General features: G+C 61.2%; 31 protein-coding genes. 11 read left to right on the top strand and 20 right to left on the bottom strand.

Annotated features, from left to right (window positions below; translation table 11 throughout):
* The 14 genes from AV059_RS09875 to AV059_RS09810 form a co-directional block, all read right to left on the bottom strand.
* Nucleotides 1-438: a flagellin gene (locus AV059_RS09875; RefSeq protein WP_058994251.1), complete on the bottom strand. Its 438-nt coding sequence runs from the start codon at nucleotides 436-438 to the stop codon at nucleotides 1-3.
* Complete coding sequence (locus AV059_RS09870; RefSeq protein ID WP_058994250.1) at nucleotides 422-2122, bottom strand: FlaD/FlaE family flagellar protein; 1701 nt, start codon at nucleotides 2120-2122, stop codon at nucleotides 422-424. The genes AV059_RS09875 and AV059_RS09870 overlap by 17 nt, the downstream gene beginning before the upstream one ends.
* A 241-nt stretch (nucleotides 2123-2363) precedes the next feature.
* A complete protein-coding gene (locus AV059_RS09865; RefSeq protein ID WP_058994249.1) occupies nucleotides 2364-2885 on the bottom strand; it encodes a chemotaxis protein CheD in 522 nt (173 codons plus the stop codon).
* On the bottom strand, nucleotides 2885-4102 hold the full coding sequence (locus AV059_RS09860) for a chemotaxis protein CheC (protein WP_058994248.1): 1218 nt from the start codon (nucleotides 4100-4102) through the stop codon (nucleotides 2885-2887). The genes AV059_RS09865 and AV059_RS09860 overlap by 1 nt, the downstream gene beginning before the upstream one ends.
* Complete coding sequence (cheY, locus tag AV059_RS09855; RefSeq protein WP_004515265.1) at nucleotides 4103-4462, bottom strand: chemotaxis protein CheY; 360 nt, start codon at nucleotides 4460-4462, stop codon at nucleotides 4103-4105. It lies immediately after the preceding gene.
* An 86-nt stretch (nucleotides 4463-4548) separates the two neighbouring features.
* Nucleotides 4549-6573, bottom strand: coding sequence for a hypothetical protein (locus AV059_RS09850; protein WP_058994247.1), 2025 nt, complete (start codon nucleotides 6571-6573; stop codon nucleotides 4549-4551).
* A complete protein-coding gene (locus AV059_RS09845) occupies nucleotides 6570-7052 on the bottom strand; it encodes a hypothetical protein (protein WP_058994246.1) in 483 nt (160 codons plus the stop codon). Before AV059_RS09845 ends, AV059_RS09850 begins: the two co-directional genes overlap by 4 nt.
* Before the next feature lie 129 nt (nucleotides 7053-7181).
* Nucleotides 7182-7757: a hypothetical protein gene (locus AV059_RS09840; RefSeq protein WP_058994245.1), complete on the bottom strand. Its 576-nt coding sequence runs from the start codon at nucleotides 7755-7757 to the stop codon at nucleotides 7182-7184.
* An 89-nt stretch (nucleotides 7758-7846) separates the two neighbouring features.
* Nucleotides 7847-8473 (bottom strand): archaellin/type IV pilin N-terminal domain-containing protein, encoded by a 627-nt coding sequence (locus tag AV059_RS09835; RefSeq protein ID WP_058994244.1) that lies wholly within the window; start codon nucleotides 8471-8473, stop codon nucleotides 7847-7849.
* Nucleotides 8474-8773: 300 nt separating this feature from the next.
* Nucleotides 8774-9397, bottom strand: coding sequence for an archaellin/type IV pilin N-terminal domain-containing protein (locus AV059_RS09830; protein WP_058994243.1), 624 nt, complete (start codon nucleotides 9395-9397; stop codon nucleotides 8774-8776).
* Nucleotides 9398-9733: 336 nt separating this feature from the next.
* A complete protein-coding gene (locus tag AV059_RS09825; protein ID WP_058994242.1) occupies nucleotides 9734-10009 on the bottom strand; it encodes a hypothetical protein in 276 nt (91 codons plus the stop codon).
* Nucleotides 10010-10092: 83 nt separating this feature from the next.
* The gene (locus AV059_RS09820; RefSeq protein ID WP_004515272.1) at nucleotides 10093-10428 is read right to left on the bottom strand and encodes a helix-turn-helix domain-containing protein; all 336 of its coding nucleotides are present in this window, start codon (nucleotides 10426-10428) and stop codon (nucleotides 10093-10095) included.
* A gap of 155 nt (nucleotides 10429-10583) precedes the next feature.
* The gene (locus tag AV059_RS09815) at nucleotides 10584-11309 is read right to left on the bottom strand and encodes an ATPase domain-containing protein (protein ID WP_058994241.1); all 726 of its coding nucleotides are present in this window, start codon (nucleotides 11307-11309) and stop codon (nucleotides 10584-10586) included.
* 88 nt (nucleotides 11310-11397) lie between these two features.
* On the bottom strand, nucleotides 11398-11832 hold the full coding sequence (locus AV059_RS09810) for a chemotaxis protein CheW (RefSeq protein ID WP_058994240.1): 435 nt from the start codon (nucleotides 11830-11832) through the stop codon (nucleotides 11398-11400).
* Nucleotides 11833-12002: 170 nt separating this feature from the next.
* Between AV059_RS09810 and AV059_RS09805 the strand changes: the two genes are divergently transcribed.
* The 9 genes from AV059_RS09805 (at nucleotide 12003) to AV059_RS09765 (ending at nucleotide 21300) form a co-directional block, all read left to right on the top strand.
* Nucleotides 12003-13112, top strand: coding sequence for a chemotaxis response regulator protein-glutamate methylesterase (locus AV059_RS09805; RefSeq protein ID WP_058994239.1), 1110 nt, complete (start codon nucleotides 12003-12005; stop codon nucleotides 13110-13112).
* A gap of 2 nt (nucleotides 13113-13114) precedes the next feature.
* Nucleotides 13115-15103 (top strand): chemotaxis protein CheA, encoded by a 1989-nt coding sequence (cheA, locus tag AV059_RS09800; protein WP_058994238.1) that lies wholly within the window; start codon nucleotides 13115-13117, stop codon nucleotides 15101-15103.
* The gene (locus AV059_RS09795) at nucleotides 15100-15909 is read left to right on the top strand and encodes a protein-glutamate O-methyltransferase CheR (RefSeq protein WP_058994237.1); all 810 of its coding nucleotides are present in this window, start codon (nucleotides 15100-15102) and stop codon (nucleotides 15907-15909) included. Before cheA ends, AV059_RS09795 begins: the two co-directional genes overlap by 4 nt.
* A 6-nt stretch (nucleotides 15910-15915) precedes the next feature.
* Nucleotides 15916-17148, top strand: a complete 1233-nt coding sequence (locus AV059_RS09790; protein ID WP_058994236.1) for a HEAT repeat domain-containing protein — start codon at nucleotides 15916-15918, stop codon at nucleotides 17146-17148.
* Between the two features lie 59 nt (nucleotides 17149-17207).
* Entirely contained in the window at nucleotides 17208-18071 is an 864-nt protein-coding gene (locus tag AV059_RS09785) for a CheF family chemotaxis protein (RefSeq protein ID WP_058994235.1), read from the top strand.
* A gap of 82 nt (nucleotides 18072-18153) precedes the next feature.
* The gene (locus AV059_RS09780; protein WP_058994234.1) at nucleotides 18154-19428 is read left to right on the top strand and encodes a response regulator; all 1275 of its coding nucleotides are present in this window, start codon (nucleotides 18154-18156) and stop codon (nucleotides 19426-19428) included.
* Between the two features lie 69 nt (nucleotides 19429-19497).
* Nucleotides 19498-19887 carry a 30S ribosomal protein S6e gene (locus AV059_RS09775; RefSeq protein ID WP_058994233.1) on the top strand — a complete coding sequence of 130 codons (390 nt, stop codon included), beginning with the start codon at nucleotides 19498-19500 and terminating at the stop codon, nucleotides 19885-19887.
* Between the two features lie 5 nt (nucleotides 19888-19892).
* Nucleotides 19893-20321, top strand: a complete 429-nt coding sequence (locus tag AV059_RS09770; protein WP_058994232.1) for a hypothetical protein — start codon at nucleotides 19893-19895, stop codon at nucleotides 20319-20321.
* A gap of 100 nt (nucleotides 20322-20421) precedes the next feature.
* Nucleotides 20422-21300 (top strand): CheF family chemotaxis protein, encoded by an 879-nt coding sequence (locus AV059_RS09765; RefSeq protein WP_058994231.1) that lies wholly within the window; start codon nucleotides 20422-20424, stop codon nucleotides 21298-21300.
* A gap of 22 nt (nucleotides 21301-21322) precedes the next feature.
* Here AV059_RS09765 and AV059_RS09760 read toward each other — a convergent pair whose 3' ends face one another.
* Nucleotides 21323-21745: a hypothetical protein gene (locus AV059_RS09760; RefSeq protein ID WP_058994230.1), complete on the bottom strand. Its 423-nt coding sequence runs from the start codon at nucleotides 21743-21745 to the stop codon at nucleotides 21323-21325.
* A 104-nt stretch (nucleotides 21746-21849) separates the two neighbouring features.
* Between AV059_RS09760 and AV059_RS09755 the strand changes: the two genes are divergently transcribed.
* Nucleotides 21850-22281, top strand: coding sequence for a DUF5807 family protein (locus AV059_RS09755; protein WP_058994229.1), 432 nt, complete (start codon nucleotides 21850-21852; stop codon nucleotides 22279-22281).
* A 1-nt stretch (nucleotide 22282) separates the two neighbouring features.
* Here the strand turns inward: AV059_RS09755 and AV059_RS09750 are convergent, their stop codons facing one another.
* From AV059_RS09750 to AV059_RS09740, 3 genes are all read right to left on the bottom strand, one after another.
* On the bottom strand, nucleotides 22283-22720 hold the full coding sequence (locus AV059_RS09750) for a hypothetical protein (RefSeq protein WP_058994228.1): 438 nt from the start codon (nucleotides 22718-22720) through the stop codon (nucleotides 22283-22285).
* 79 nt (nucleotides 22721-22799) lie between these two features.
* Nucleotides 22800-23891, bottom strand: a complete 1092-nt coding sequence (locus tag AV059_RS09745; RefSeq protein WP_058994227.1) for a DHH family phosphoesterase — start codon at nucleotides 23889-23891, stop codon at nucleotides 22800-22802.
* A 43-nt stretch (nucleotides 23892-23934) separates the two neighbouring features.
* The gene (locus tag AV059_RS09740; RefSeq protein ID WP_058994226.1) at nucleotides 23935-24399 is read right to left on the bottom strand and encodes a universal stress protein; all 465 of its coding nucleotides are present in this window, start codon (nucleotides 24397-24399) and stop codon (nucleotides 23935-23937) included.
* Nucleotides 24400-24523: 124 nt separating this feature from the next.
* Here AV059_RS09740 and AV059_RS09735 point away from each other — a divergent pair, with 124 nt between their 5' ends.
* Entirely contained in the window at nucleotides 24524-24964 is a 441-nt protein-coding gene (locus AV059_RS09735; protein ID WP_058994225.1) for a universal stress protein, read from the top strand.
* Here AV059_RS09735 and AV059_RS09730 read toward each other — a convergent pair.
* Both AV059_RS09730 and AV059_RS09725 read right to left on the bottom strand, forming a co-directional pair.
* Nucleotides 24961-25482 (bottom strand): GNAT family N-acetyltransferase, encoded by a 522-nt coding sequence (locus tag AV059_RS09730; protein WP_058994224.1) that lies wholly within the window; start codon nucleotides 25480-25482, stop codon nucleotides 24961-24963. The genes AV059_RS09735 and AV059_RS09730 overlap by 4 nt on opposite strands.
* Nucleotides 25479-25850: a universal stress protein gene (locus AV059_RS09725; protein WP_058994223.1), complete on the bottom strand. Its 372-nt coding sequence runs from the start codon at nucleotides 25848-25850 to the stop codon at nucleotides 25479-25481. Before AV059_RS09725 ends, AV059_RS09730 begins: the two co-directional genes overlap by 4 nt.
* Nucleotides 25851-25897 lie beyond the last annotated feature (47 nt).

The following is a 25897-nucleotide window of genomic DNA, read 5'->3' as shown; positions in this document are numbered from 1 at the left end:
TTAGCTCACCACCATCGTTTCGGCGATCCCGTTCTCGGTGACAACTTTCACCCGGTCGGGCTGGCTACTGAGCGAGGTGACGGTAATCTCTAATCGCTCCTGTGACGCCCAGATGTCCGTCGAACCGTCACCGTCGACAATCGTGCCATAGCCTGTCCGGTAGTCGTTGTCGACCAGCAGGTCAGTCGCGTCGACCGACAGCGTCTCGGAACCGGTGTTGTCGACGGTTACGACAAGATTCTCGCTGCCGCTCGCGTTCCACGTCGCCGACACAAGCGAGATATCGGTGTTTTGCTGATCGAGAAGCTGATCGCGCTGGTCCTCGCGGGCGTCGTTGACGCGCTCGAAGCTGTTCGCGGTCGCGGAGTAGAACATCCCGAAGCCGATGAACGCGGCCACGAAAATGATGGCTGCCGAGCCGCTAACGCTGAATCCCATCGGAACCACCCCCCACCAGTTTCGAGAGCGCAACGGCGTCAGCGCCGCTGTCACTGTCAAGCTGTGAGATGTAGTGCAGGCTCTCCGTGTGGTGGTCGATAGACAGCCCATCCCCGGTGTCGTTCACGTCGTTGAAGCCGCGAAGGTACTCCTTGAGTTGGTCCGCGACCGACTCGTCAATCCAGTCGATAGTCTCGTAGTAGTCGATAGCGCGAGCCGTCTCACGGTAGCCCGAGTGCTGGACCAGGAACTCGAGCCACTCGACGATGATGAGGTCCGCCGCGAACCCTTCCGGCATCGTCGCCAGATACGGTTTCCCGTCGTCGTCCGCATCTGCGTCCGAGCCGTCGTCCGCCGTTGCCGCATCGCCGCTGCCGGTAGCCGCGGTGCCAGTCGGCTCGGGCTCTGGTTCCGGCTCTGGCTCTGTGGCCGGTTCCGGCTCTGGCTCTGGTTCGGGCTCCGGTTCCGATTCTACAACCGGTTCGGGTTCCGGCTCTGGGTCCGGTTCGGGCTCCGGTTCCGGGTCAGCTTCCGTGGCCGCCTCGGCCTCGTCACTCCCGTCGTCTTCGATGACTTCGTCAAAGAGGTCATCATCTTCCAGCCCGCCTGCGTCGCCGTCCGAATCGTCCTCGCCCAGCAGCTCATCGCCGTCGTCGGACAGCAGATCATCGTCGTCGTCCGCAAGCAGGTCATCGTCGTCCGATTCGCCCTCAGGTTCCTCACCCTCTGCCCACTCGGCATCGCCGGACTCGTACTCGTCTTTGAGCTCTGCGAACGATTTGCCGCCGTCGCCATCGTCGCTGTCCTCGTCCATACTCTCCCCGTCGTCCATGCTCATCCCATCGTCCATGCTCATGTCGTCCTCCGTGTCGTCGAAGTCGTCGAAATCCTCGTCGAACGACCCGCCATCGTCCTCGAAGCCGCCCATGTCGTCGCCGCCGTCGTCGGGAAACATATCGTCGACACCGCCATCGTCCATCGACATGTCGCCGCCAGTGTCCTCGGTCAGGTCTTCGTCGAAGAACCCTTCTGCGTCGGCGTTGGCGACATCGTCGTCGATGTCCTCCTCGGTATCATCACTCCCGTCGTCGTCGAACAGGCCGAAGGAGCCGCCGCCTTCGCCCATGCCGCCCATGCCGCCGTCAACGTCGTCGGCAAAGGGGTTGACGCCACGGGTGACCATCTCGTAGATGTCGAGCAGCTTTCGGACGTTCTCCTCGGTTTCTTCGACGGACTCGGAGATGCTCTCGTTCTCCGTCCGCACCGTGTTGACCGTCGAGGAGAGGCTGCCGACCTCGTTTTCCAGTTCGTCGAGCCGGTGTTCCAGCTCGTCGGTGTCAGGCCCGCTCGCGTCCTCCATATCGCCGAACTCGTCGTCACCAAATCCTCCCATGTCGTCGCCGCCGTCGTCGAGGCCGCCGAGGCCACCGAGATCGTCGCCACCACCGCCGAGGTCATCGCCACCGCCACCGTCGTCACCCATCAGGCCGCCGCCGTCGGCCATCCCGCCGCCACCGTCGTCGCTTGCGTTCTCGCTCTCGTCGTCCGATAGAATCGAATCGAACATATTCTTGATGCTCATACCAACCAGCCCGCCGGTCAGCAGAACAAAGAGGGCGGGTGCCAGTCCAGCCAGTTCCGGTGAGACGGCTGGAGCCAGTGGCACGAGAGCGAGACTACTCATCTCTTGTATCTCATGCTGTTTCTACTCTTGAATATTCCCCTTAGCGTATCATATTTGATAATAATATCCCATTTTCCCGGATCAGATAGGGTAAATTAACGATCCAAGTACTAGCCTGTTACATTTCAGATTAATTTCGGGCGGAAAGCCGGGGAACAGAGTGTAGCAGTGCGCCCCCGGCAGACGAACGGCTGTCGCCCGTCTGACGCCAGACGTTAGACACGATTACTGCTCACAGACATTACAGTGTTATCGAGTCTGTGTTCGCGCTTTTGACAATGAAATTGCCAGTGTCCGCTTCGAGTTTGACGGACCGGCCGTGGTCGCCACCTAGGTCTTCGCCGACAACGGGAACGCCGTGTTCATCCAGCGTCTCGCGCACCTTCTTGGCGTTTCGCGAGCCGATAGAGGAGCCGTTCTCGGAGAAGTCGAGCATATCGCTCCCGCCAGCGATTTTGGCTTCCATGGCCTCCGTCGACGCCCCGACATCTGCCATGGCCTCGATGAGTGCTTCGATGCCCGTGTCCGCGAACTTCGCATGGTTGCCGCCGTCGATATCAGCCGCCGACGGAAGCATGACGTGGACGAGTCCGGCCACCGTGTTCCGAGTGTCGTATATCGCGATCCCGATACAGGAGCCCAGTCCGCTTGTGGTTAGCATGGCCGGCTCTGTGGTCACCTTGTACTCCGCGATGCCGACTTTGATACGCTCGGGCGTACTTTGTTCGGGACTCTCTGTTTGGCTACCATCGTATACTTTCATTATTTGAATATCTGTTCGACGTCCGCGCCCGTCTCGGTCGCCCGCTCGACATCGAGGTCGTTGAGGGCGGCGCGCAACTCTTTCTCGTTGGGCAGGGCGTGAATCTCAGCCTGGAACTCGATGTCGTCGGTCTGCATCTGGGAGTCGATGATAAACGCGTGCTCCTGATACTGTCCGACCTGCGCCGCAAGCGGGTCCATAATTGCCCGCCCCATATCGTGGACGACTCGCGGCGGCGTGTGCTCAACTGATGTCTGGAGGACGTTCGCCCAGCCGTCGACGAACCCGCTCGTCATGATGTTCCCCAGTTCCTCGATGGCGGCCTTGTGCTGGTCGGTAAGCTCGTCGCTGTCCATCTCGATGGGCATCATCGCCTCCGCGACGTTGATCGCAGAGACCTCGTCGAACAGCACCATAAGGTAGCCACTGGGCGTCCCAGTGAACTCAACGACCGTCCCGACGAAGGTGTCCGTGCCGATCTGCTTTGGCACGTCCTCGATGGGGGCGAAACTGATCTGTGTCACCTCCGATTCGGTCGGGATACCGGTCATCATTTCGACGTTGTCGGCGGCTTTCTGGGTGCCACGAGTCGTCATCTCGTTGAACGTCTGGAGCTTGTCGATGGGGATAGCGTCGCCGTCTGTGTCGACGTGCTCTACCATCATCTCCGTGAGTGATTCGTACTCAGGGAGCATGTAGATGTAGAAATTCACCGATTCGTCGATCCATTCGATCTCCGATTTGAACACGAACACCTGCTGGTGGTCGCCGCTCTCGGGCGCATCAGGGAGCACGTCGCTCCCGGACTCCTCGATATACTCCGGCGGCGAATGGTCGATGGTTGCGCCGACGTAGTCGGCCCAGCCATCGATGAACCCGCTCATCATGATGTTGCCAATCTCCTCGATACCGCTTCTGGCCATCGCCTCGTCGTCGCCGCTACCGGGCATCATCTCCTCGGTGATCGTCCCGGCGCTGTCAACGTCGAAGGCAAGAACAGTATCGCCCTCTAGAACGCCATCGAAAGAGAACTCGACTCCGACGAAGTCCCGGCCAGCCAGTTCCTCGCCGACGTCAGCCCTGTCGAGCAGCGTGATCTTGGTGACGTCGACGACGGCATCGATGCCCGTCATCTGGCCCATCGACTGCGTGGCCTGTTCAGCCCCCTCGTGGGCGAGTTGGTTGAACGTGCCGAGCGACTGAATATCGACGTTCATCTATGAGGGAACGACGTCCTCGATAGCCTCCATCACGCTAGGTTTCTGGAACGGCTTGGTGATGTATCCGTCAGCCCCCGCTTTCACGGCCTCTTTCATCTTCTCTTCCTGACCAACGCTTGTACACATGATGACGTTGGCATCGGGATTGGAAGATTTGATTTCGTCAGTGGCTTCGATGCCGTCCCGGATGGGCATCACGATGTCCATCATCACCAGGTCTGGCCCTTCTTCTTTGAACACTTCGACAGCTTCGACTCCGTTCTCGACCTCCCCAACAATCTCGTGGTCTTCTTCGAGAATCTCGCGGAGGAGGTTACGCATAAACTCTGAATCGTCGGCGATCAGTACGTCTGGCATGCCTATCAAGCCTACATATCGTGATGAGTTAGATAAAGGTGTCCCGTAAATTATCGCGTGTGATATCGGTGGGTCCCGAAACCAAATTACACCGCAGGGAGATGCGATGTGAGAACGCGAATGAAATCGAGCGCGAAGGGGCTATACTGGAAGTACACGAGCCCCGACAGGAAGAGATACGCTGTCGTTAGTCCCGCCGGGAGGCTCAGACCCACTGCGACCGCTCTGGACGGGACCCGGCTCGGAGCGAGTGTGCGGCTCAGCACAGTCCCGCCACAGACTGCTGCCCCACCGAGGTTGAGGAGTGCGTGGAACTGTACCGCCTCCCCGAGCGCCAGGTCGAGTCCGGCAACGACACCGAGTCCAAGGAGAAGGCCCCCGACGACACTCACAGCGTACCCGCCGACAAGCCACCGCCTCGCGTCGCTGACGGGTTCGTGGACTGCGGGAAACCGAACGACACCGTACATGATGAGCGGGACCGTCGGCAGCAGATACCGAACCGTAAGCTGTGTGTGGAGTGGTAAGCGACTCAGATAGACAAGCGTGAACGCAGCTGCGAGGGCTGTGACGAGAATATCAGTCTGTGTTCGAGGCGAATACTGCGACGGGCGGCCACTCCATTGCCGTCTCCGCTGAGCAGCTGACCGGACTAGGACTACAGGGAGTGCCGCGACTGCGCCGAAAAGCGGGACGGCCTCGACCATCGTGAGTTCGATCGCTTCGTAGGAGTTAGGAGTGTAGTTGATCTGTGGCGCGGAGCCGCTCCGCAGGAAAATCTGTGACATTCGCTCCGGCGTAGTCAGTACGTCGAAACCACGGCTGACCGCATCCGAGACGAATACCATCGCGGGTGCCGTAGGTCCCATGACCCGTTCGAACAGGCCGAGAAGCGGTGTTACAATCGGAGTTCCGGTATCACCGTCCGTCCCTGTGGAATCACTACCACCGGTCCCGCCAGCGCTTCCATCGGACCCCCCGCCAGTACCCCCATCCGTTCCAGCACCCTCAGTGCCGCCAGTGCCGCTACCGCCGCCCGTTCCGGCATCGCCGCCGGTATCGGGTGTGAATTCGACGTTCGCACCACCAACGGCGGAGAGCAACCGCGGTGGTTTGACCGGGTTACCAGAGATAAGGAAGTTCGTCACGAGCATCGGGAGCGAACCGAGGAAGAGCGCGAGGGCGACAACGGCCAGATGGACAAGCGAGTTTCGCCTTGCAGTAACAAGGTCTACGAGAGCCAGCGTCACCACGAGGAAAAAGCCCTCAAAGGCGTGGGTCCAGGTTACCAGTCCAGCGGAGATGTACGCACCGGCGCGAAAACCCAGTCCGATCCGAAATTCGGCGTCGGCATACGCAACTCGGCTCCGAGCGAACAGATACACCGTCGTCAGTATCAATAGCCCCACCAGAACGTGCCGTTTCGGAAGCGAAGCCCAGAACCCGACAGACGAGGCGATACCGAGTGCGACACCAGCCGCCAGGGCGACTGAGCGGTCGTGCCAGATTCCGACGAGGCGGTAGAGAACGACGCCGGTCGTCGCTGCTGCAAGCATCGTCGAGATCTGGAACGCGGCTATTGGGAGCGCAGTGTCCGGGAGAGCTGTCGCTGTCAGCGCACCGACCAGAAACAGGACGGCGACAAGACCGCTACCGACCCACAGAGTTGTGCGCTTGGCGGTATCGGTGTGGCGCTGTCCGAGCACGCTGACGTGAGCCACGAAGGCGAGCGCGGTGCCCGACCAGAGTCCAAGGAGCAGTAGCCGGGGTGTGATGAACACGGACAGCGCTTGCAGCGCCCAGACCAGCGGGACAGCCAGAAGTATCTGGCCGTAGTTGCGTCCGTACAGCCTGCCGCCGGACTCGTGCAGGCCCGGTTGTGCGCCGAGTGTCAGAGTGTACGGCGTCTCCGTGATGTGGAGCTGCCCGTTCGAAACAGCGGCGAGCGCGTTGGCAGTGGTGTACGTGTCGGTGATAAAAATGCCAACGCGCCAGTAGAGCCCGAACGTAACGAGCAGGCCGAGCCAGAGGACATAGCCGTAGCGGTCACCGAAGATTGCCGTTCCGACCTGTCGACACCGGCCCGTGAACCGCTCGACGTCTCGGGTCATCGCTCCACCTGCACTGTCACGTTTTGAGCGACGATTGTCTCAGCAGTTTCGAAGCTCTGGACCCGAAGCAGGACGGTTCCATTGTACATGTCCCGCTCCAGTGACGACGGCGTTACTGCTCTGTCACCGGGTGCGAGCCGGTACGTCCCGGACTGACCGTCCGAAAGGACCTGCTCGTCTTCTAGAGAGATGTCGAGCGCAGGGACCGCGACCTGATACAGCAGTCTCGGGCGACCGGTCACGGAGTCGACAGTCACACTGGCATCGGGTACGCGGAGATACGCAACGTTCGTGCCGAACCGGCCGTCTGTGATCCGTATCTCCGATGTAGGCAGTTGGACGGAACTGATAGCTGCCGTCCCGTCGCCGATAGTCGTCGGCTGTGTCCTGACAGCGTCGACGCCGACGAGCGGTCCCGTCACGACGAGCGTTACCAGAACGAACAGGGCAACGACCGTCGGCGGATGGCGCGGGACCATTATCTACCCTACACACTGCCGTGCCCGGATTTAAATCCCTCGTCGGTTGGACAAGCTGCTGACCCCGTTCATCGCGAGAGCTGCTCGATTGCAGGTGGTCGTTGTGGAAATGACCGACAGCAGCCCGTCTCAGAGTTCGGCACCGTCGGCAGCCTCGACGGCTTCCAAGAGATCAGCGATAGAATCGTCCGGCGTCAGTTGCGTCGACCGGACGAGCTGTTTGATGACCGCCGGCGGGTAGCGAACCGGCACGTTCGATTCCGACAGCAGAATACCCAGCACTTCTTCGACCGGTGTCGACCCGTCCATCTGGCGACCGTACCAGAGCATGAAGCTCTCGAAGACGGTGACGATGTCGTTGGAAGCGAGCTGTTGCTGGTCGACATTGCCGTCGAACTTCGCGGTCACGTCGAAGCCGTATCTGGCGTTCGAGTCGGCCATCTGTTCAGCAAGCCACTCGTGGACGTTCGCATCAGAGAACTCGGGAGCCGACGGCTCTGGGTCTGGTGCGGGAGACGGCGGGGATTCAGACGTCGAATCCGATGAAACGTGGTTTCCATAGGAGTCGTCAGTGCGGACATCCGACGAAACGACGTAGCGGCCCTCGTCGATTTCAGTGACGTGCTCGTCGTCGGCGATATCGAGCTCTTCGGGCGAGAGTACTTTGCCCTCTTCCGGATTCGGTTCGTCTGACCGCCGAGCCATGACTACTAGTGTGTGTGGCTATCGTATAACTCCGTCGCTGGTCAGGTGGACGAAAAGAGAACTACGCCGAACCGAAAAGATGACCGAATTTAGAGGCTGACTGCGGAGTTACCAGACAGAGTCTCCGGGACGACCAGCCGCGCGGTCGTCGTGCCACCGGACTGAGTGTTCAGGCGAACCGTCGCCGTCTCACCCTCACCGAGGCCGTCACCGTTGCCGGTGCCGCGGATTACCTCGGCGCTGAATACGATTGTCGCGCGGTCAGACGGGTCGTTCAGAACTTGGCTCCCTGAAATCGAGTCGTCGTCGTCCTGCACATCAGTGACAGCGAAAGAGGACCCATCGGGGTCTGGCGTATTGCTGTATCCAGCCGAAGTGAGGTCGTACGAGCCAGTGGAATCGACCCACTGGGCGATTGTACTGCCGATATCAATATTCCCTGCACCGGGTGCCTTCTTCACAGTGAGCTTGACCGTGTTGATCGTGCTGCTGGACGATTGAATGTCTTCACCGACGGCGTTGACGAGCTGCAGTCGGTTCGTCACTTGGTCACTGCTCTGTTGTCCGGTTTCCTCGGCGCTGCTCTGGAGGAAGCCAGCTGTGTTGATCAGGACGCCCGCAGCGATCGCCGCCACCAGCACCATCGCGATGAACACGATCAGGGTGCCGATACCGACCTGCCCGCGGTCGTCGTCGTTCGTTAGTTCCGTTAGCATTGTTGATCCGGGCCTGTCTGACCCTATCTGTTGACTCTTTTCATGGGTAATAATACCTCCTCTCAAATTATACGTCCTGATAACCAGATTGCTGATCGTCCTAAGAGTTGGTCTCAGCGGCCAAAGCAGATATCTGGTCGGAGATAGACAGAGAGCTGAATTCAATCTCTGAGAGTAGTGGCCAAATGACCGTTACGTGTCGGAGCCAGTAGTGTGCCGCAAGCTATCTGGTGGAAAGTGCACAGAAGGCAGAAATAAGCTACAAGAATGTCAGCAATCGAAACTGAAAGATATGACGCCTTAGAGGCTGACTGCGGAGTTACCAGACAGAGTCTCCGGGACGACCAGTCGGGCAGTCGTCGTGCCACCGGACTGGGTGTTCAGGCGAACCGTCGCCGTCTCACCCTCGCCAAGTCCATCATCAGCGCCGCCACCGCGAATCGATTCAGCGCTGAAGATGATCGTCGCGCGGTCAGACGGGTCGTTCAGAACCTGACTTCCCGAAATCGATCCATCATCGTCCTGAATATCAGCAACGGAGAACTCGCTTGAGCCAGGGTCGCCGTCGTAGGTCCCTTCATACGTGAGGTCGTACGAGCCACTGGAGTCGACCCACTGGGCGATCGTACTACCGAGGTCGATGTTCCCCGCACCGGGTGCCTTCTTTACGGTGAGCTTGACCGTGTCGATCGTGCTGCTGGACGATTGAATGTCTTCACCGACGGCGTTGACGAGCTGCAGTCGATTCGTCACTTGGTCACTGCTCTGTTGTCCGGTTTCCTCTGCACTGCTCTGGAGGAACCCAGCCGTGTTGATCAGGACGCCCGCAGCGATCGCCGCCACCAGCACCATCGCGATGAACACGATCAGGGTGCCGATACCGACCTGCCCGCGGTCGTCGTCGTTCGTTAGTTCCGTTAGCATTGTTAATCCGGGTCTGTCTGACCCTATGCAACTGTTCTTTTCGCCAGTAATAATACCTCCCCCCAAATTATGCTACTTGATAATGGGTGCCTAAGCGTCTGAGGCGCCACTCTACCAGTAGAACGTCTGTTATCTGAGCTAAAGAGGGCGACTAGCCCACATCGCCTCTAAGAATCAGATTTAATTGCTTCTGTAGGTTGATATCAGCGATGGAAATGGCTGGTTATCTGGTGCGTGGTCCGTAGAAGAGAGGCATTGAAGCCGTAGTCGAGAAAGAGGCCAAGCACAGAGAAATCAGCTCGCAGGCAGGTCAACTGATGTGGTCGAGACACATGCTCACTCGTACGTGACGAGACTGTACATGACGAACAGATAACCGAAGGTCGTCAGCCCACTGTTGACTAGCAACAACGAGCGGACACCCTCGAAGTCATTGATAAACGCGCTAATCATGGTTGCGGCTGCGCCCGCGATTGCGAGCGAAAACCCCACCGAGAGGTGAAGCATCGCCTCCCGGGATGTCTGGACGTACGCGCGCATGGCCATCCCGACCATTGTCAGTCCGGCCACGACGAACACAAGCGTCGATATGGCATAGAGAAGTTCTATCATCAGCACTGTACAGTGCTACAGCGAACCCGTTATTAAATCCATGCTCGAAAATATCTTTCGTGATAACGCTGAGAAGAGAGTCTCTACCGCTCGGATAGGGTCCGCCACGCCTCGTCGAGTTTGTTGGTCACTTCCGACCGCTCTTCGATGTGGACAGTCAGTTCGTCGTCGAAGTCGACCCGGACTTCATCCACGTTCCGTCGATACACCTTGATACGTCGGCGGTCGTCAGAGAGAATATTGTCGTGGAGTTCCAACAGGTCATGTTCGGTCAGTTCGTCGATTCGTCGGTAACACGTCGCGATGGGGATTCCGAGTTCGTCGCTAAGTTCCTGTGCGGAGACCGGTTCATCCGTCGCGTCAAGGATTTCGGCACTGTATTTATTGCCAAGCGTCTGAAGAATCTCCCCTGAATCCATCGTTATCAAATAATAAATTCAGTCAATAATAAAGCTATCGCCTGTGATACCGACTGAAAGGAGACAAACACGCACTACAGGACAGTCATGCGAAAACAGCGGCCTGTGCCGCTGTATCCGTCGTTCTACCAAGTAATAATGGCCCTATTGTATCGTTAAATTGGTGATTCTTCCTCGCTCATCATCGAGAAGGCGCTGGCGTTCTGGTGGACATCAATACCACCGTGGTCAATCTCCATCGGATAGATGTCCGTCTCGATGTTCTGCTTTCGCATCTTTGCGACCCAGACGTATCTGTTCACGCCGGTATCAGTCGGGGTCTGGATGAGGTAGATGTTGCCGTCGGTCAGATAGTTCTCCAGTCCGATGTCGGTGTCCGGAAAGACGGCCCCCTGCTCGTTGGTCATCAACGTCGTGAGACCGCTGTCGCTGAGGATGTCGGTGAACTTCAGGAGATACGTCCGCTTCTCCTTCTCGTTTTCGAAGAACAGTTCGAACATGGCAAGCGAGTCAAGTACCAGCCGGTCGTAGTCACCGTCTTCGAGTTCCTCCAGGAGAATATCCAGCGAGGACGTGAAGTCGTTCTCGCGCAGGAGGACCTGCTTATCGTACACCTTGATGTCGCCGTTATCGACGTACTCTTGCCAGTTTTCGAAGCCGATGGATTCGGCGGCCTCCTGAAGGTCCGACTCGTCTTCCTCGAAAGAGAGATAGATGCCTTTCTCGTCGTACTTTTCGACGCCGTTGTAGATGTACTGGAGACAGAGGATCGATTTCCCGGCACCGGGGTTCCCGCTCACCAGTGTCGTCGAGTTCTTCACAATGCCGCCGTTCAGAATGTCGTCGAGGCCCTCGATCCCCGTTTTGGTTTGCTCAATCATAGTTTCGGAAGGAACTGGAAGTTGATTAGATACTTCTCTGTCGGGAATGTTAAAAAGTCTTGCTGGTGTGTCGGTAAACAAACCGGAATCAGTCACCAGCGTGGACGATAGCGGGGTCCACCCAGATAACAAAACTGTCATCTCGCTTGATCACGCCGCGAATCGAGCCGGCGTCGTTCGCGGGGGACCGGTCGACCTGCTCCGGCGTGACCTGGACTACCTGATACACCTCGTCGACGAGCCAGCCGGCTGCGCCCTGTTCCTCGACGATCTCCGGGTCGAAGACGATAATTCGCTTCTCCGCACCCTCGTCTCCAATGCCGAAGACGACCTTGGGGTCAACGATTGATGTCGTGCGCCCGCGAAGGTCCATAACGCCACGGACGTGTGGCGGGGCGTTCGGGACGGACGTGAGTTCGCCGATATCGACGATCTCAGTCACGTAGTCGATACTCACGCAGTACGTTTCCGAGCCGAGCTGGAACTCGAGTACTTGGCCGGTGGTGGCTGACTGTGCTGCCATTGCGGTTCTTATCCAAACTGTCGCGGATAGTGGCGCATAAAGGTGCCTGCTGGGCTATCAACTTTGATTACGTGGGCGGAGTATTTATTTCGGGGCCGGACGGGATTTGGAAGTAGGTATGAGGATGTCTCGTTCGCCGATGTCTCCTGTCCGACGGGAGCGTTGGTGATATGGCAGATGGTGTCCGCGCCGTGGTCGCAGACGACTCTCACTTCATGCGGAGTGTCATCTCTGATATCCTCAGCGATGGCGGTATCGATGTCGTCGCGCAGGCGCGTGATGGCGGGGAGGCGGTGTCGGCCGTTATCGAACACAAACCGGACGTCGTGACGATGGACGTCGAGATGCCGGTAATGAACGGCATCGAGGCGACGGAGCGCATCATGGCGGAATCTCCGACACCGGTGTTGATGCTGTCGGCCCACACCGACGAGAACGCCGACGTGACGTTCGAGGCGCTCGATAAGGGTGCAGTCGACTTCTTCACCAAGCCCGGTGGCGAGGTGTCGATGGAGATGTCGCGCCTGAAAGACCAGCTGGTCGAGATGGTCAGCTCCGTCGCGGCGGTCGATGTCGGCGCGACGCACAGCCACGGCGGGACGAGCAGCGACAGCGGAGCAGGCTCACCAACAGCCGGCGGTTCAGCCACTGACCGGAGGGCAACCGGCGGCTCGTCGAGTCAGACGACCTACGTTGCGAATCCGACGCTCGTCATCGGCTCTTCGACCGGCGGCCCGAAGATGGTGGAACAGGTAATGGAGAACCTCCCCGTAGAGGCCGACCTCCGGGTGCTCATTATCCAGCATATGCCGGAGGGGTTCACCGGCCGGTTCGCCGAGCGGATCAACACGCGAAGCGATTACGAGGTCCGGGAGGCCACCGACGGGGCGCGCATCGGCGGCGGCGAGGGACTCGTCGCTGCCGGCGACCGGCACATGGAGATCAAGAACTACCGGAACGGCCGACTGCGGACGAAGCTGACACAGGACGAACCGGTCAACAGCGTCCGTCCGGCCGTCGACGTGACGATGCGGACGGCCGCAGAGACCATCGACGACCCGCTCGTCGGACTCATCCTCACCGGGATGGGCGAAGACGGCGCAGACGGGATTCGGCGCATCAAGCAGGCCGGTGGCAAGACCATCGCACAGGACGAGGCCACGTCCGCGGTGTACGGCATGCCAAAACGCGCCGCCGAAACGGGCTGTGTGGACACTGTCTTGCCTATCGACGACATTGCGGACGGCGTTATCGACACGATTACCACTGAGGTGACCTGACAATGGACGACCAGTATTTAGACGCATTCATCCGTGAAAGTGAAGAAGCGATTACCGAACTCAACAACTCACTGCTCGAACTCGAGTCTGACCCCTCCAACACGGAGGCAATGGACTCGATCTTCCGGACAGCCCACACGCTGAAGGGCAACTTCGGAGCGATGGGCTTTGACAACGCAGCAAACCTCGCGCACGCGATGGAGGACCTGCTCGACGAGATGCGCCAGGGGGAGATGGAGGTCACGCCGGACCTGATGGACCTCGTCTTCGCCGGCGTCGACCAGATCGAGGTCATCGTCGGGGAGATCGAGGAGCACGGCGAATCGGGGACGGAGACCGACGAGATGGTCGAAGAGCTCCGGGCTGTCCTCGAAGAGGGGGCCGCCGCCGCGGGTGACACCGAAACGACAGACGACGGCTCGTCGGACAGCGACGAGTCGCTCACCACGGATGCGGGCGTCAGCGATGCCGACATCGACGGCGATGCCGTCGACGAGCGGGTCCTGCAGGCCGAAATCAGTGTCGGGGAGTCGGATATGCTCGGCGTTGACTCAATGCTGGCCGTCGAGTCCATCGAGGGCCGATTCGACATTCTCGATTCGAGTCCGAGCCGTGCCGATATCGAGGACGGCGAGTTCGAAGACACGTTCGTCCTGTACCTCGACGGCCCCGACGCGGCGACTGTCGACGCCGAACTGGGAACGACTGGGAAGGTCGACAGCTTCGACGTAACAGACGTGACCGACGAACTGGTAAGCGACACAGGCACCGGCTCCGATGCTGCCGACGATAGCGGGGCTGGTTCGGATTCGGGTTCGGACCCCGACCCAGATGCCGAGGAAGAACACAGCGTCGACGAGATCAAGTCCGTCCGCGTCGACGTGGACCAGCTCGACGACCTTCACGGGCTCGTCGAGCAACTGGTCACGAGCCGAATCAAGCTCCGGCGTGGCGTCGAGAAAGACGACCTCGACTCCACCGGCGAGACGCTGAACGAACTAGACAAGATCACGGCGAACCTCCAGAACACAGTGATGGATATGCGGCTCATCCCGTTGAAGAAAGTCGTCGGGAAGTTCCCCCGGCTCGTCCGGGACCTCGCACGCGAACTCGACAAGGACATCGAGTTTGAAATCGAGGGCGAGGACATCGAACTCGACCGAACCATCCTCACCGAGATTTCGGACCCGCTGATGCACATCCTGCGGAATTCAGTCGACCATGGCATCGAGTCGCCCGAAGAGCGCGAACAGGCGGGCAAGTCACGCACCGGTCACATCACGCTCCGGGCCTCCCGCGAGCGCGACCACGTTATCATCGAAGTCGAAGACGACGGGGCTGGGCTCGACGTGAGTGGCATCAGGGAGAAGGCCGTCGAAAAGGGTGTCCGTTCGCCCGAGGAACTGGACGCGATGGACGACTCCGCGGTGTACGACCTCGTGTTCCATCCCGGCTTCTCGACGGCCGACGAAGTGACTGACACCAGCGGGCGCGGTGTCGGGATGGACGTCGTCCACGACACGGTCTCCCAGCTCGACGGGTCGGTCAGCGTCGACTCCGAACCGGGTGAAGGAACGACTGTCTCACTGCGCCTGCCGGTGACGATGGCGATCGTCAAGGTGCTGTTCGTCAAGGTCGGTGGTGAAGAGTACGGCGTCCCCATCAAGAACGTCGACGAGATTACCGGGACGGAGGAGGCAAAGCAGGTCAACGGCCAGGAGGTCATCAAGCACAACGACGAGATCTACCCGGTCATCCACCTCGACGACACCTTCGACATCGAGGGCGAGACAGCCAACGGCGACGGGATGCTCGTCCGCATCCGCGAGTCCGAGCGCCAGGTCGCACTCCACTGTGACTCGGTCAACAGCCAGGAAGAGGTCGTCGTCAAGCCCCTGGAGGGGATCCTCTCGGGAACACCCGGCCTCTCGGGCACGGCCGTCCTCGGCGACGGGAACATCGTCCACATCCTCGACGTGGTGACGCTATGAACAAAGGCAGCGAGCGGACGTTCAACGATCTTGTGGAGTTCATCGGCGAGGAGATGGACTTCGAGTCGGGCTTTTACAACGACTCGTATCTCGACCGCCGCATCACCGCGCGGATGCGTCGGACCGACACCGAGGACTACCAGACCTACCAGCGGCTGCTGGAACGCGACGACGGCGAGCGCGAGGAACTACTCGATTCGCTGTCGATCAACGTCACCAGCTTCTTCCGGAACCCGGATGCCTGGGAACGACTACGACCGGTCCTCAGAGAACTCACGGAAAACAACCGTCGAGTCAGGCTCTGGTCGGCCCCGAGTGCCGACGGCCGCGAGCCGTATTCGGCGGCGATGCTGGCACTCGACGACCCCGAGATTGACGCCCGCCGGGTTGAGATTACGGCGACAGACATCAACGCCGACATCCTCGAAGAGGCCCGCAAGGGGACCTACGCGACCTCCCAGACGACCGACATCGCAGATGAACTGGAACCGCTGGACGATTACACGAAGTACATCGAGCAGGACGGCGACACGTTTCAGGTTCGGGACCAGGTCAAAGAGATGGTCACGTTCGAGCAACACGACCTCATCCGGGGCGACCCCAAGCGCGATTTCGATCTGGTGTTCTGCCGGAACCTCCTCATCTACATCGATTCGGAGTTCAAGGTCCCCATCTTCGAGACGATCCGCGGGTCACTCCGCGAGGGCGGCTACCTCATGATTGGCATGACTGAGACGCTGCCCGCGGAGTGTCGGGATTCTTTCGACGCGGTCGACAAACGACACCGAATCTACCGGCGTGTGTAGCGACCAATGAGCCTCTACGAACTGGAACGGGACGGCAAGGCACAGGAACTCATCCGCCTCCTCAGAGAGAGCGACAACGAGCGGGTCAAGACCCGTGCTGCGGAGCTACTGGGGAACTTCGAGGACCACGACGACCGGCGCGACGTTGTCAATGCGCTTGTGGACGCGGCCCAGAGCGATAGCGACGCGATCACCGGCGCGGCTATCGACTCGCTTGACGAACTCGGTGACGACGCGATCACGCAACTCATCGGGAGTATGGCCGGCGTCGACCTCGAAGACGACGCCGCCGACTGGGTGAAGGCGAAAGCGTATATGCAGGTGCTCGACGCCGACGTGCCGGAACTCCGGATGGCAGCGGCAAACGGCCTCGGGAATCTGGATCAGGCCGACGCGGTTCCGAAGCTCACAGAGCGCTTCGAGGACGCTGACCCGCGAGTACGGGCGCGAGCGGCCCGGTCGGCCGGGAAGATCGGCGACTCGCGGGCAACGACGCCGCTGGAGTCAGTCCTGTCGGACCCAAAAGCTGGCGTCAGGCGCGAGGCAGCGGATGCGCTGGGGAACATCGGGAATCGACAGGCGCTTCAGGCGCTGTTGCCGCTGTACGAGGACGACGACGAGCGAGTCCGGCGCATCGCCGTCGGGGCGTTCGGGAACTTCGGCAACGACCGGCCGGTCGACTATCTCATCGAAGCCCTCTCGGACGACTCCGCCGCCGTCCGCCGGACGGCCGTCTACTCGCTCATCGAACTCCTATCGAACGTACCGACCGACCAGAGCCACGAGATACGGGACACCGTCGTCGAAAAGCTCTCCAATACGGACGACCGGAGCGTCGTCGTGCCGCTGGTCGAAATTCTCGAAGAGAGCACCCAAGCCGCACAGCGGCGCAACACCGCCTGGATGCTCGGCCGGGTCACCAGCCAGGAAGAGCGTGACCGCGTCATCGAATCGCTGGTCGATGCGCTCAGCGACGACGACCAGATGCTCCGGCAGTTCGCCGCCACCAGCCTCGCCGAACTCGGCGACGACGACAACATGGTGGAGCGACGGCTACTCAAAATCGTACAAGACGACGGCGTCGACCCCAATATCCGGGGACAGGCAATCTTCACCCTCGGGAAGGTCGGCAGCGAGCGGTCCCGAAAGACGCTGGACAAACTCATCGACGAGACCGAACACGACGTGGTCAGGAAGAAGGCCTTCTCGGCCATCTCGAAGCTCGGTGGCCGCGGATGAGTCAGCCGAGTGGATTAAGACGTGGCGGGGCGTACATGAGAACGATAGCTGGCTAACCGATGAGCGACGGAGAACACGCACTGGTCGATACGAAGGGGAAGTTCGTTCAGGTCGTCTCGGACGGGCGCAAGCGAAACGACATCGAGTGGCTACCCGGTCGAATTTTGCTCTCGAACAAGCGGCTCGTCCTTGCGACCAACGACGGCAAGCGGACCATCCCGCTGTCGAAGGTCAGCAGCGTTACGGCCAGCCAGATGAACCAGCCCCTCGCACAGGTGGACAGCTACATCAAGGTGCAGGCCGGCCGGAACGTGACGCTCATCTCGGCGAAGAAAGCCGATGAGTTTCAGGAGAAACTGTACAGCACGCTACTCGACCAGACTGTCGTCCTCGTCAACCACCCCGCAGTCAAGGGTGGCGTTGTTCAGGACGGCGGCTGGGAGAAGGGGCGGCTCAAACTCGACGGCGACTGCATCAATCTGGCCATCGCCAGCGGCACGTTCGTCGAACTGGACATCGACGACGTGGGGACCGTCGAGGCCAAGGAGAAGACGATCCGTGGCGACGAGCGACCGCTGTTAGAGGTCGAACATACTATCGAGGGTACCAGCGTCGAGACCCACATCTCGGGGACGCCCCGACACGTCTCGCTCATCGAGGGGCTCGTCCGGCAAGGCGAGCAGCGCAACATCGCCGACGACGTGGAGCTTTCCGACAAGGAGACACAAGTGCTGATGGCACTCTACTCCGGCATCTCACCGTTCAAGATCCCGGATTTCGTCGATATGGAAATCGAGGAAGTCGAAGCTGTGTATGACCGGTTGATGGAGTCCGATATCCTCGAACCGGTCCGGACACGCCGGGAGGTCCAACTGGAGGCCCGCGGCCGCTCGATCGCGAGCGACGCAATGGCTGACCAGTAGCGGCGATGGCACCCTGAATGAGCGTGGTTCTGGAGACAGTGTACCACAAGACGGACATACGTGCGGTTTGTCATTGGTTGTCATGGACGGGCCCGACAGCCACCGGATATCGGTACTACATGTCGACGACGAACCGGGGCTCGCGGAGACAACAGCCGAATTTCTCCGACAGCAGAGCGACGGTTTCAGCGTCGAGACGGCGACCAGTACCAGCGAGGGGCTCAAGCGTCTTACCGAAGCGCCGTTTGACTGTGTCGTCTCGGACTACGACATGGCGGACATGGACGGAATCGAGTTTCTCAGGACCGTCCGGGCGGAGTATCCGGACCTGCCGTTCGTTCTGTTCACTGGGAAGGGAAGCGAGGAAGTCGCCAGCGAAGCGGTTTCGGCGGGTGTAAGCGACTACCTCCAGAAGCGGGGTGGGATCGAGCGGTACACGCTGCTCGCGAACCGTATCACGAACCTCGTCACACAACACCGTGCACAAGAGCGCCTCAGGACACGGGTCCAGCAGCAAGAAGCCGTCGCTGACCTCGGCCAGTACGCGCTGACAGGGTGTGGCCTCGATGCGCTGTTCGAACGAGCTGTCGAGTCCGTAGCAGCAGGCCTCAATACGGAGTACAGCAAGGTGCTTGAGTACCGTCCGGCCGACAACAAGTTCCTGTTGCGTGCCGGCGTTGGCTGGCAGTCGGGGCTGGTCGGCGAGGCAGCAGTCGGGGCCGGCGAGGATTCACAGGCCGGATACACGCTCCAAACCGAGGAGCCGGTCGTCGTTGAAGATCTCCGGACGGAATCGCGGTTCAGCGGCCCGTCCCTGTTGCTGGACCACGGCGTCGTGAGCGGTATCAGCGTCATCATCGGAACGACCACCGAGCCCTGGGGCGTGCTCGGGGCGCATACGAGTGAGCGGCGCCCTTTTACCGAGGACGACATCACGTTCGTCAGAGGCGTCGCAAACACCCTCACAAATGCCATCGAGCGGGAACAGCTCGAAGGAACCCTCCGGCAGGCAGAGCAACGGTACAAGACCCTGCTGGAGAACTTCCCTGGCGGCGGCGTATTCCTGTTTGACGACAACCTGCGATACCTTGTCGCTCGCGGTGAGGGACTCAGCGCGTTCGGTCTCACGCCGGCCGACGTGGAAGGGAAGACCCTCGCGGAAGTGTTTCCGCCTGCGGTTGTCGAGATACAGAAGCCGAAGTACCGCGCCGCACTGGACGGTGAAACGCAGGTCTGGACACAGGAGTACGAGGGCAATCAGTACCGGCTGTCAACGCTGCCAGTGACGGGTGACGGCGACAAACAGCTCGGCATGGTTGTCTCAATGGACATCACCGGCCTGTCCGCGAGCGTGTGACGGTCGGTCCGACTCCAGTGAGCGGGACGGTTCGACGCGTTTTTGAAGCGCGGTTGATTGAGAACAGGTATGGCAGAATTCACGGTCGCCGTCTCCGATCCGGAGGACGGCCACACATACCAGATCGACGTTGACGGACAGGACGCAAACCGCTTCATCGGCCGCGAACTCGGCGACGAGGTCGACGGCGGCGCTGTTGGCCTCGACGGCTACTCGCTTGAACTGACCGGCGGCTCGGACACCTCGGGCCGACCGATGCGACCCGACGTTCGCGGCGTCACGACGAAGGAGATCATGTCCGATGGCGGCGTCGGCTTCGAGCCGACCACCGACGGCGAGCGCAAGCGGATCACCGTCCGCGGCCGCGAGGTCAGCGACGACACGCGCCAGATCAACGCGAAGATCACGGCTCGCGGCAGCGACGACGTTGCCGACCTCCTCAGCGACGACGACGAGTAAGTCACGTGTCGGACCGCGTTCCCAGTGACCACGAAACCGTCGAGACGCATCGCGTTCCCGTCGAATCAGTCGGCCGAACCGACCGACCGCGAGTTGTGCTCCCGGACGAACTCGATTTCAACGACGGCGACACCGTCCGCCTCGCGCTGGACGGCGACCGGTACCACGCCGTCGTCGAGACGAATCTCGACGGCGAGCCGGTGATCTCACACGTCGCCGACAACCGCCGGCTGGCCCGCGAACGGGACGGGACGAACCGCCTCGCGGAGTGGATCGCCGACGGCGGTGTTTCGCTTGGCGGGTCAGCACATCTCGACGTGGTCACCGACGGAACCGAGTACGGCCTCCGAACGCCGGGCAAGCGCGTCGTCTATACAGCGACCGGCGGACCGGACTCCTCGCTGTCTGATATCGCTCGAAATCTCGACACTTGACACCGGTCAGCACTATTTTGCCGAATAAATCCGATTTTTGCTGCTGATACTCGCGCGAAACGCTCAATATCAGTGCTGATGTACATCGGGTAACGGACGAATGTCGGAATCAGTGATCGCGGATTTCGTCGGCAAATTCAACTCCGAAGTGGCCGGTCGGGGCGACCCAATCAAAGGTCGGATCGTCCTCTCCCAGAAGCGACTGGTACTGGCCGCGAGCGAGGACGACAAGCTGACGATCCCACTGGATTCGATTTTCGACATCGCCGTCGGGCAGGTCCCGCCCGACCTGGGCGATTTCTTCGATTCGACGGTGACCATTGCCTTCGAGCGCAAGGGAAAGCGACTCGTCGCGGCCATCGAGGCCGGCGACGAGAAAATCGAGAAGTTCGGGACGGTACTGTTCAAGGCCATCATCAATGGGACTGAAACAACGGTCAAAGAGCGCGCCCGCGTCGGTGGTCGCGTCACCGACGAATCGTTCAAAACGGCGAAGCTGTTTCTCACGCCCGGTAACGTCGAGTTCCGGCGCAGCGACGGGTCGTTCAACATCGACCTAAAGACAGTGTCGGACTTCGACCGGAACACACGGGAAATTAACGGCAAAGGCCGGCCAGTGCTGACGGTCCGGCACATGAAAGGCGGGACGGCCATGACGACGCTGGCCGCGATGGCATCGAACCGCAAGATGTCCATCCTCGGTCGCTATCTCCGTCGTGAGTACGCCGAGCTCATGGAGGAGATCAAAGACGTCGACCTCACGAAGGACAAAAAGGAGGTGCTGGTCGCCATGTACTCGACCGGCGACATGGACGGGATGCCGCTTGCGAGTATTCTCGGCAAGGACTCCTCGCAGGTGTCGATGATTCTCCAGGACCTCTCGGCTGACGGCCTCGTGCAGGACGGGGCCGACGGACCGACGCTCACGCCGACTGGCAAGATTGTCGCCAGCCGCCACCTCGAAGACGTGAACGCCTGACAGAGCGCTTGCGCTCGTCGGCCTACTCCTCGGCCGCGACAATCGTACTGATTCTGGCGTTTTCCTTGAGCTTCAGCCCCGCGCCGCCGACCGATAGCGGCACGCGCGGAAGCGCGTCGACGTCCAGCGTCGGGTGGGTCGCGCCGCGTTCGAGCAGTTCCGTCCGCGGCTGGAGCGTCACCGTCGCCTCGCCAGTCAGCGATTCGTTGTACTCGACGAGATACTGACCGCTCCGCAGCGTCCACCACTCGTAATCGTCGTTCGGGTCTCGCTTTTCGCTCGCGTGGGGCACCACTTCAGCCACGTCGAGTTCGCCGCCGCCGAAGTCGATCCGGCCCGGTTCGACGACTTCATACACCGCGGCGACGGTGAGGTCGAACCCCGGGCTGTCGGTCTGGGCCGGTTCGTGAACGATGTCCGTGACGTACTCGGCGAAGTCGGTCATGTACGACTGTATGCCGTGAGCGTGCCTAAAAGTGAGGCTATGACCGGACAGTGACCTGTGGAAGGAACGCGGCACTTTTGCCCGGCGAGTGAGTCCCTCTCTGCATGACCAAACACACGGAGTTTCTGGCGGGTGAGCGGCCTGAAGACGTGCTGTTCTTCCTCCACGAGGACGCTGTCTCGAACCCGGGCGCACTGGCCGAGTACGCCGACGAGGTCGAGGACGGCCACGTCCTCGTCCTGCCGGGCGACGACGGCCGGAGTGCGTTCCAGTCGGCGACAGGCATCGACCCGATGGGACTGGCCCAAGAGGCGATGGGCACTGAGGGCGACATTCACGATGACCTGACCGACGCGGTCTGTCCGGTCGCCGAGGAAGAACCGGAGAGCAACCACACGACCCGCTTTGTCTTCGCCTTCGCCGAAGAACAGAACGAAGACGTGGGCGGCCTCTACGCCGAGGGCGACGTGGTCCACGCCTACGCGGTGTGTGCCTGCGGGGAACGGTACAGCGACAAGTGGGTCGTCGGGGAGTAGCTTACAGCAGGAACGGTTCAGCCAGCCGGACGAGCAATGCCTTCGGCAGGCCCGTAACGGGACTGCCGTCGTGTGAGTACGGTACCCCGACCTCATCGCGGGTGACGCCGTGCCGGAGGTGCTGGACGCCGTCAATCACGAACCAGCAGCCGAGGAGCGCCCCCGAGACGACGATCCACGTCGGGCCGGCGGCTTCGACCGTGTACGCCGCGAAACCGAACACGAGGAGCCCGAACACCACGTGGTCGGCGTAGTCGCCGACAGCGGCCTGGGCGACATCGGCGACGAGCCAGACACAGAAGGCGAGCGTTGCCGCGACTGCGGCATACCGTACCGACCCGTCGAGAACGTACAGCGTCACACCGACAGCGACGGCGCTTCCGAGTCGCTGTCGCACAGCTGTTTCGCGCGCGATTCGCGTGTGGAGGGACTTGGGCATCACCCAGAAGTGACGGCTGAGGGGCAAATCAACGTTGTGTCAGGCGGCAAAACACCGTCTACGTCGGTCGCGGGTCCGTCTATCGGTCGGTATCGACGCCTTCCGCTTCTTCCTCGGGCAATCGCCGGAAAGCATCGACGATAGCCTGTTTCGCTACCGCACCCTGTGTCGTCCAATGGTGAGCGTAATCCATCATGTCGTCGTAGATGTCGGGCTTGCAGCCCGCGGCTTTCGGGTGGCCGCCGCCGTTGACCTGCTGAGCGACTTCGTGGGCGCGCTCAAAGCTGTCCGTTCCGCGGATCGAGGCGGAACCGGCGGGCTTGACGATGACGGCGGCGTCCGCGCCCTGCTCGCGGAGGGCTTCGGCGACCTCGTTCTGCGAGCAGCGGCCGTAGGTGACGCCGACCGTCCACTCGCCTACGTCGCGGAGTTCGGCCCGCTCAACGGCTTTCTCGATGAGCGCCTCTTTCTCGACGCGCTTCTCCTCAAGGAACTCGTGGAACTCCGGCGAGAGGTCGGGGCCGTGGTCGCGAACCGCCTCAATGTACTCCTCGGGTTCGCTCCAGTAGGACAGGTCAGCGAGGTCGTCGCTGCGAGGGTCGTCCCGTATCCAGAGGTCGTGGTCGCGGGTGACGGCGGCGAGGTCGGCCCACTGCTCGTCGAAGTCGTAGTCGAGTTCCGACAGCGCTACGTCGGCGGTACACACTTCGTCGGAGTCACCGACAGTGCGCTCGACGCCGGCCGCGTCCACGTCGTCGGCGAGGTCGTCAGGCCACTGGTGGTGGTCGAACCAGACGACCTGTTCGACGGTGTCGACCAGCGCGTCAAGGGGGGCGATGTCAGACTCGCGGTCGGGACAGAGGTCACAGATGAAGACGGTCGCGTCGGGGTCGGCGTACTCGGCGGTCCATTCGAGCGCTTCCGTGAGTTCGTGCGGGCCGGCGGGCAGCAGTGCGCCCTCGCCGTGGGCCTCGCGGATCAGCGCGGTACAGGCCAGTCCGTCAGCGTCGGGGTCGGCGATAACGATGACGCTAGCGTCCTGCAGTGTCTCAGCGGCCTCGGCTTCGGCTTGCTCTTCCTCGTAGGAATCCGGGATAAAGAACCCCTCACCGGGGAGTACGGATTTGCGGCCGATAGAGAGACGGTCGTCGTCGATGAGCCAATCGTCCATGCCCCTGCAAGCGGGCGGGGCGTCAAGAAGCCGTCGGGTTCCGTTACACGTCCTCCCGCTCGGGGTTGGGTTCGCCTTCGAGCTGGCGGACCGTCAGCACCGGCATCGGGGCCTCACGGACGAGTTCTTCGGCGACGCTGCCCAGCAGGTAGCCGTGTTCGCCGTGGCGGCCGCGGGTCCCGCTGACGATGACATCGGCGTCGTGCTCCACCGCGTACTTGCAGATTTCGTCGGCCGGATTGCCCTCCCGGACGGCAGTGACGAGCTCCTCGTCTGCCTCGGCGTCAGCGGCCTCCAGAATGAACGAGAGGGCGCGGCCGCCAGTGGTCGCCAGCGCGCGCTCCAGCGCCTCGCGAACCTCTTCGGGAGTCGTCTCGACCTCGCCGGTGTCGACGACGTACAGCCCGTGGACAGTTGCGTCGAAGCGCGCTGCCAGGTCCAGCGCTGCTTCGACGGCCCGCTCTGCGCTGCCGGAGCCGTCCGTGGCGATGACCACCGTATCGAACATACACCACGCATCGAAGCCGCGACTAAATACACTGTTGGTCACGGCGAGGGACTCACCGGATGACACGACGCCGCCGGCTCGAACCCCGGTGGATTTTTGCCGGCCGGGGCCGCACTGGCGAGTGATGGACATCGACCTCGTACTCGCGCCGGTCGACGGCAGCGACCAGTCGGAACGAGCGGCCGAGTACGCGATCGCCGTCGCGGAGCGGTACGACGCCGATCTCCACCTGCTGTTCGTCATCGACGAACGGCTCCACCAGGATATCGACAGCGGCGACGTGAGCGCAACCGCGATTGCCGAGGAGCATCGAGCGTTCACCGAGAGCATCCGGGAACGGTTCCGCGACGTCCACGACGGCACGTTCGAAACGTCGTCCGCGACCGCGTTCTCCGAGACACGACTGATGCAGACACCGGGCAGCGTCGTCCTTGACGTGGCAGAGGACGTCGACGCGGACTTCATCGTCGTCCCGCGCGAGGAAAGAAGCGAAGGCGAAAAGGCCGTCGGGCGCGCGGCAATCTACGTCATCGAGTACGCCAGCCAGCCGGTCCTTACCGTTTAAAGCCGAATCGCCATCTCTATTTCAAAGCTCTCGGCGCTACTGATCTCGAATCCGACCTTCTCGTACAGCGATATCGCCGGGTCGTTCCACCGCTCGACGGTGAGCCAGACGTGGTCGATGCCCTCGGTCTGGCCGTACCCCAGCAGCGTCTCGACCAGCGCCGTCCCGATACCAGCGCCTTGGTAGGCCTGTAACACGAAGATAGCGAGTTCGTGCTCGTCCTCGTTGTCCGGGACCAGCGTCGCGTGGCCGGCGACAGTATCGTCGTGTTTGGCGACGACGTTGACACAGTCGCCGTCAAGGATCGTTTCGAGCCACTCGCGGATGGCGTCCTCTTTGACCGGTGGGATGCCCTGCGCCCGGTCGGCGGGGTCGAAGTCGAGATACATCTCGACGAGGCTCTCCGTGTCGGCGTCGTCCGCAGGGATGACGTCGATGGAACGGTCCTCACGGTCGGTGATCGTCCGCGGTGGCTGTGGGAACTCTTCGGCGGGTTCGTCTGGATACGTGCGAGTCATCGGATGAGAGTCACTGGCGTCTGTGCGTTCAGCAGGACGAACTCGACGATGGGGCCGAGCTGTATCTTCCCGAGCGGCGAGCGGCCGCCACCGCCGAGGACGATTCTATCGAACTCTTCGCTCTCGGCGATGTTCACCAGCTCGCTGCCCGGTGAAGTGCCTTCGACGTGGCGGATCGGCGGCTCGAGCCCGCTTTCGTCGATCTGCTCCTGTATCCGCTGCTTGACCGTCTCGAGGTCGGCGTCAATGTCGCCGTTTTCGAAGACAGCGACGGTCAGCTCGTCGCCTGTTTCCGATACGCGTTCGAGTGTCTCGGTCAGTGCCTGGTAGGACAGTTCGCTGCCCCCGACACCGAGCAGTAGTTTCATAGTCGGGCCATGCATGGGAGCGGTAAAAAAGCCACCCGGCTGAACTG

The sequence above is a fragment of the Haloarcula sp. CBA1127 genome, assembly GCF_001485575.1.
GTDB lineage: Archaea > Halobacteriota > Halobacteria > Halobacteriales > Haloarculaceae > Haloarcula.
The sequence above is the reverse complement of the archived record's forward strand: the minus strand, read 5'-3'. Positions and strand labels throughout refer to the sequence as shown.